General features: G+C 67.4%; 5 protein-coding genes and 2 pseudogenes. 5 read left to right on the top strand and 2 right to left on the bottom strand.

Annotated features, from left to right (window positions below; genetic code table 11):
• Positions 1-434: 434 nt before the first annotated feature.
• The 4 genes and pseudogenes from AC061S_RS44050 (at position 435) to AC061S_RS44035 (ending at position 4,140) form a co-directional block, all read left to right on the top strand.
• Positions 435-1,004, top strand: coding sequence for a P-loop nucleotide/nucleoside kinase family protein (locus AC061S_RS44050; protein WP_478691511.1), 570 nt, complete (start codon positions 435-437; stop codon positions 1,002-1,004).
• Between the two features lie 333 nt (positions 1,005-1,337).
• Positions 1,338-2,136 (top strand): annotated as a pseudogene (locus AC061S_RS44045) (DUF6192 family protein).
• 392 nt (positions 2,137-2,528) lie between these two features.
• A pseudogene (locus AC061S_RS44040) lies at positions 2,529-3,335 on the top strand (IS5 family transposase); the annotation flags it as partial.
• 337 nt (positions 3,336-3,672) lie between these two features.
• The gene (locus tag AC061S_RS44035) at positions 3,673-4,140 is read left to right on the top strand and encodes a hypothetical protein (RefSeq protein WP_478691510.1); all 468 of its coding nucleotides are present in this window, start codon (positions 3,673-3,675) and stop codon (positions 4,138-4,140) included.
• A 483-nt stretch (positions 4,141-4,623) separates the two neighbouring features.
• Here AC061S_RS44035 and AC061S_RS44030 read toward each other — a convergent pair whose 3' ends face one another.
• Both AC061S_RS44030 and AC061S_RS44025 read right to left on the bottom strand, forming a co-directional pair.
• Positions 4,624-5,037, bottom strand: a complete 414-nt coding sequence (locus AC061S_RS44030; protein ID WP_478691509.1) for a Fic family protein — start codon at positions 5,035-5,037, stop codon at positions 4,624-4,626.
• 214 nt (positions 5,038-5,251) lie between these two features.
• Entirely contained in the window at positions 5,252-6,112 is an 861-nt protein-coding gene (locus tag AC061S_RS44025) for a hypothetical protein (RefSeq protein ID WP_478691508.1), read from the bottom strand.
• 22 nt (positions 6,113-6,134) lie between these two features.
• Here AC061S_RS44025 and AC061S_RS44020 point away from each other — a divergent pair, with 22 nt between their 5' ends.
• Positions 6,135-6,596, top strand: a complete 462-nt coding sequence (locus AC061S_RS44020) for an N-acetyltransferase family protein (RefSeq protein ID WP_478691507.1) — start codon at positions 6,135-6,137, stop codon at positions 6,594-6,596.
• Positions 6,597-6,764: the final 168 nt, after the last annotated feature.

Here is a 6,764-nt window from a genome sequence, read left to right as displayed (position 1 = left end):
GAAATGGACGGGGTATCAACTTTTTGGCGTTGATTTTTGGCACGCTGTTGAGTTCTCAAGGAACGGACGCTTCCTTTGTACTCACCCTCTCGGGCTTTCCTCCGGGCTTTCGTTCTGTTCTTGCGTTTCCGACTCTATCAGACTCTTTCGTGTCCGATTCCCGGTCGAAGCGGGTTTCGCTTTCCAGTTCTTCGCTTTCGCGTTTCCCTTTCCGGCGAGTCCGACTCTATCAGAAGTTTTCCACCGGATTTCCCGGCTTCAGATTCCTGGATGAGGAGTCGAGGGTGCCCACTCTGAATTGCTTCTTTGGGGGCCGGCTGCCGAACTTGTCCAGTTCCAGGCAACCGTTTGACTCTACATGACGCCCCCTGCACCGTCAAAATCCCCGCGACACGGCGGCCCACCACGGTGTAGGGCTGCCGCACACTGACGTCGTGCCCGACAACGCCTTCGTGATCCTCACCGGCCTGCCTGCCAGCGGAAAGAGCACACTGGCCCGCGGCCTCGCCGCAGAGCTGGACCTGCCGGTCATCGACAAGGACGTGATCCTCGAGTCGCTTTACGACTCCCTCGGCGTAGGTGATCACACCTGGCGCCACCGGCTGAGCCGAGCCGCCGACGACATCCTGTTCGCTCTCGCCTCCGATGCCAGGCGGGCCGTACTCGTGAACTGGTGGCACCACGACACCGCCCCCGGCCGGCTCCGCCGGCTCGACGCCCACCTGGTCGAGGTGTTCTGCGACTGCCCCACGCTCCTCGTCGCCGAACGCTTCCGCACCCGCAAGCGCCACCCGGGCCACCTCGACCAGAACCTCACCCCCGAGCAGATCCACGAACGCGTCACTGCCTGGGCCTCCCACCCCGGCCCTCTCACACTGGGCGGCCCCGTCCGGACCGTCGACACGAGCCGCCCGGTCGACATGGGCACCCTCGCGGGGGAGGTTCGCACGCTGCTTCCCACCCCCCTCACCGAACGGCACGCGGAAGCGGCGGACGTCGCGTAGGTCGAAGTCGATGACGTTGCCCCGGCCGGGCGGGGCCGGCGTGGTGGAGTGCGCCGTCTGCGGGACGCGTTGGATCGCCGGGTTGGACCGGCGGTCGAACGCCATGTATCGCTCGGGGCGGTGCAAGGTGAGGGCCCGGAGCGACTCGTTCGGCGAACGGTCACGGTAACCGCAGGGCGAACGCCCATCCGGTCACACTATGTCCAGTTCCATCTATTTCCACGGGGTGTTTTGCGATCAGAGGTTTTCCGGTCTGACGCTGTGAGGGCAGCGGACCGCGTTCTGTCACGGTCTTGAGAGCCGTGCCCGGTCCGCTCTGGGTGGTGAAAGCCAATGCCCGAAAATCACATCGAGGTCGGAAGCGTCAGCAAGCAGCGATACGAGCAGATCGTCGTTGAGCTGCGCGAAGTGGTCGAACAGCACTCCCGCGCGTCGTTCGTCATCGGGGACCGCGCCCTGGAGATCGAGCCGCTGCGTGAGGTCGGCGGACGGCCCGCTGGCGAGAGGATTCCGGTCGTCCGCGACTCGCTGACCAGGCTGGCGGAGGACATCGGGTTGTCCTTCCGCGCGGTCAAGGCGGCCCGGTTCACCGCCTCGCGGTGGCCGCAGGAGAGCCGCAGGCCGGACGTTTCCTTCAAGGTCCACCACATCCTGGCGTGTATAGAGGACGAGGAAGAGCGGTTCGACGCGATCTGCACTTCGGCCGAGGGCAAGACCGACGAGTCCGTCGCCACCGAGGTCACCACGGGTCTCCTGCGCCGGCCAGATGTCGCGTTCAAGGCCGTGTCCGGTGATCGGGCCCGGCACGAGGTCAATCACACCCAGGTCGAGCGGGGCCGCCAGGCCCGCGAGCACTTCGAACGCACGAGTCCGGTCGCGCCGGCGGTCCGCCAGATCGAGCGGACCATGGAGTTCATGGACCTGGTCACGGCCTGCCACTCCTTCGTCGCCTCCGTCGGCCGTACCGTTCCGTTCCGGGGCTGCGGGATCGCCAGCTCGGCAAGGCGGAAAGGCGATCGTTCACGAGAACGTGGCCCGCGTGAGGGCCACGCTGGACTGGATCGAGACAGCGGTCGACACCGGCAAGGTCGACGTCGACGGCGAACTCGCCCGTCTCCTGAGCGGCCAGTAGCCATGCCCCGCGCGTCACGGCGCCGGGGCCAGGCCGCAGAGCGGCACGCCGACACACTCCGCTTCATCCTCTTCGAGGCCCGCCTCGCGGGTCTCCTCTTCCACCAGATAGTCGCGGCCAGCGAACTCTCACCCAGCCGAGCACGGGCAGGACTGGACTGCCTGCGCGACATCATCGCCGCGAACAACTGGCCGCCCCTGATCTGGACCAGGGGCGACGGCTACCAGCTCGGAGCCGAACAATCAGCCCTGGAAGCCTACGAACGAACCGTGATCAACGAGAAGCTCACCGCCTTCCGCCGCTTCATCACCGGAACCGTCGCACCCCACGCCACCGTCCACACGGGCGACAAGTGGGTCAAGCACATATCGTCGCCCAGCTCAACCCATCGAATCCACCCTCGACCTCATCGCAACCGCCTCTATCCCTCGGACACCACCGACGCCGAGTGGGCCCTGGTCGAACCGCTCCTGCCCGTCCCGGCCTGCGAAACCGCGACTGGCGGGGCCCCGGAGAAACACCCCAGGCGAGAGATCTTCGACGCCATCCGCTACGTCGTCGACACGGGCTGCAAGTGGAGAGCACTCCCGGCCGACTACCCGCTGTGGAGGACGGTCTGGGGTTTCATGGCGAGGTGGACTGCTGCTGGCGTCGTCGGTCAGAGCCGTGACCACCTGCGCGGACGCATCCGCCGAGACATGGGCAAGGCTCCCAGAGCCGTCACGACTGTGATCGACTCTCAGGGCGTGAAGGCCGCCGAGACCGTCGGGAAGGACTCACGCGGATACGACGCGGCGAAGAAGATCAACGGCCGTGAACGGCACATCGTCGTTGATACCCGCGGACTTCCGCTGCTGGTCATGGTCACCCCAGCCGACATGACCGACCGCGACGCGGCCAAGGAAGTCCTCTTCCGCCTCCGACTCATGCACCCCGAGATCACCATCGTCTGGCCCGACTCTGCTTACGCCGGCCAGCTCGTCACCTGGGCTAAGACCCACCTCCGCCTCACCATCAAGACCGTCAGCCGGCCCAAGTACGCCTCCGGATTCGTCGTGCTGCCCCGCCGCTGGGTTGTCGAACGAACCCTTGCCCGGCTCATGCACGCCCGCCGCCATGCCCGCGACTACGAGAGGCTCGTACAGCACCGCGAGGCCCTCATCACCTGGGCCGCCATCACCCTCATGACCCGACGCATTCACCCAGCAGAAGAAGACCCCCTCGACAACTCGGAGGTGATCCGAATGAGTGGCCCAGGAAACCCTGTTGGCCGGGGCACGACGCTGGAAAGATCGCTTCAACGCAACGGGGGAAACGGGGAGAGTGGACATGCTGGGAAGACGAGGAAGAAGCGTTCTTGGAGTCGCGGTCGCAGGGATCGGAGTCGCAGTACTGGCCGCCTGCACTGCCAGCACGGGGGCGAAGAGCACCAGGCCCACACCGTCGACGACCACTAATTCCTCGCCGCCGTCTCCGGCGGCTTCCACGTCCGGCACTGAGGAAGAGGCTGCAGCGATCAGGGAAGCGCGCTCCGCCGTGCTCGCGCAGGAAACCGTGAAGGGCAAGGACGCGCCGGGCGAGCAGGGGCTCGCCGTGGCCGCGGTGCAAGGCAGTGCAGTCGCCTTGCCCTGGCTGACGACGGACGGACGCTTCTGCCACGCCACGATCGGCGGCTTCTCGCAGATAGCGTGCGACTCCCGCCCCGAGCGGCCGCCGGTGAGTGAGACGCCACAGCTCGTCCGCTATGAGGGCGACCCCTGGCTGGGCTGGATCGAGTACTTCGCGGCCGACCACGAGAAGGTCGTATCCGCCACTTGCAACGGCGCGCCGCTCCCCGTGCGACAGCTCCAGACCACCGGAGACGGTAAGCGGACCCTCTATGGCGTGGCCTTCACAGAACGTCGTAAGGGCTCCATCACGGTCACCGTCCAGCGCGGCGCCGAAACAACCACGGAACGCCTCCCAGTGGACGGCCTATACGCCGAAGGACCCGACTGCACCTAGATCCCCGATAGGGGAGCACGGTGAGACCGCTGCCCGCAGTCACCTGAGCAGGCTTGTGGGCACCCCAGTGCTTGTGCGGTCCAGGGCCGCAATTGAGGTGCGCCAGATGCCGCGTGTCGATACTGGCCGTCGGACCGGCTCCGCACCAACACGGCGCCGGCCAGCCGGGCCTCGTCGCCGTCGTGCAGCAAGGTCCCGTCACTGTCGTACGGCGAGGCCGTTGCCTGGCCGAGGACCTTGCCGTCCGCGGGGGCCTTCCATGCGCTCTCCCGGCTGGTCCTGCCCTGCGCGCCGACGAATCACCGCTCGGCTCCGCGTCGCTCGATCGCGTCGTTCGTATGGCCATGCTCGCAACCCCGCATTGGCGTCGTGAAGTTGGTCGGCAAGCGCGGCGTCACGCGGTTTCCTCAGCGCGGTGATCCTAGGCAGCGCTCCCTGAGGGGGTGTGGCCGTGATGTCCCGGCATGCGCGGACCCGGCGGCGTCAGTGAGGGGCTCTGGTCGCTCGGTGATGGGTCGAGCGGATGAGTACGGACACCAGGGCAGCCAGGTCTGCAGCGCCGGCGGCGTCATCCGCGTAACGCGTGGTCTGCAGGGGGCCGGTCTGGTCCAGCCGAACTCCCCCCAGCTCGAGGACATAGGCGAGGGTGAGCATGGCAAGGCGGGCGTTGCCGTCCGGGAAGGGGTGGAAGAAGGCCACGTCCAGATGGGCCCTCGCCGCACGGGAGGCCAGGGGCACTCCGGGGTCGGCGCTGTCGCGCAGACAGTGCTCGAAGTCCCGCTGGGTGTAGGGCGTCAGCGCGTAGCGCTCACGGCCCCCCTTGGCGAAGGCGTCGCCTCGTCGGAACGACACCTCGGGCCGGCCGAGGACGAGCCGCTGCCAGTCAGCCAGGAGCACGTACGTGAGCGGGCGCTTCCGGGAAGCGTCCGCGCGCGATCGAGCCAGCGCGGCGAGCAGCCGGTCACCTCGAGCCTGATCCGAGGAACGGCCTCCCGCAGCACACCAGGTGCGGAGGCCGTCCACCGTCGTCTCGACCGGGGCCGGCGTCTCACCGACCGCCGCCGAAGCCCAGTCGACCTGGTTCCTGACATGGCACCAGGCAGCCAAGGCGTCAGCGGTCACGGTAAGGCCGCTCTCCGGTCAGGCCTACGGCGAAATCCTCACCCACGGAGTCGATCAAAGTCCGAGGCGGTTCCGCCCAGCTCTTGAACCGTCCACCGATCGCGGTGTCGACCGCGTGCTTCGCCGTCTCCGGCCCCATGCCCGTGGAAGAGAGGAACCAGGTGAGCACGGTGTGACAGAGCCCGTACCAGCCGCATTCGGCACCCGTGCGGTCCACTACCACTGTCACCAGTCGGGTCGCCGCCCGTTCCAGGTGCCAACTGCGCGCCTGGGCGTCCATCCCGGCGGGCGGCGCCAATCGCGCGAACCGCTCGGCCAGATCCTCCAGCCAGTCGCGCCACTCCAGCAGCGACGCGACCACGTTGGCAGCCGTCGCAGCGGGCTCGCCGACGGAGTCGGAAGCACAGCACCAACTGCCGACGACGCCACCACCGCCGCCCTCGCCGACCGCCCAATGCCATCCGCAGACCCATCGGCCGTATCGGGCGGCCAGAAGCGCCGTGACCTCTTTGGTGAAGCGATGTTTCTCTTCCCACCCGGCACCGGCAGGAGGAACCATCGAGGCGATCGTCGCGGAGACCTCGGAGGACTCGTCATCGTCCCAGTCGAAGGCGATCAGGTCGGGATCGACGGCCGACCACGGCAACCGGGCCGGAGCAAGCTCGTAGTTGACGTCCGTGGCGTTCCTCCAGGAGCGGGCAGCGAGAACAAGGACAGCTGAGCGATCGTGCCAAAGGCTCGCGGCCTTGTCACACACGTTTCCGACGCCACCGCCCCGTATGGTGCGACGCTGGCAGGCCATCTGCTCCAGTGGCGGGCCACGCTGCAAATCCGGATGCGGCAGGGGCACGCGTCTGCGATAGTCGCGCGCTGTGAACAGTGCTGAGGTTGTGTTCCAGCGGGCCGCCGACTCTGATGCGGGCGACATGGCCGACATGTGGCTGCGTTCTTTCAAGGCCGCGCTGCCGACCGTGCGTCTTGCGCACGGCGATGACGAGGTACGGGACTGGTTCTCCTCCGTGGTCGTGCCGCGGTACGAGACCTGGATCGCAGCGGCACGCGGCTCCGTCGTAGGGCTCCTCGTACTCGACGGCGAGGAAATGGAGCAGCTCTACCTGGATCCGTCGTGGCGGGGCAGGGGCCTGGGCGACCGGTTCGTGGCCTTGGCCAAGCAGCAGCGGCCGGAGGGACTCGGGCTGTGGACGTTCCAGGTCAACGGACCGGCGCAACGGTTCTACGAGCGGCACGGGTTCATCGCGGTTGAACGTACCGACGGGCTCCGCAATGAGGAGCACGAGCCCGACGTCCGCTACGTCTGGCGGCCCCGGCAATAGGACTGGTCGGCGTCGTGCACGCGGCGCCGGCAGCTGAGCAGGCACCGGTCCGTAAACGCAGAAAAGCCCCGCACCGAACCCTATAAGGGCTGGTGCGGGGCTTTCCCACAATGATTGTTCGGCGGCGTCCTACTCTCCCACAGGGTCCCCCCTGCAGTACCATCGGCG

The sequence above is a fragment of the Streptomyces sp. CA189 genome (assembly GCF_056428985.1).
This window is presented reverse-complemented; position numbering and strand designations above follow the sequence as displayed.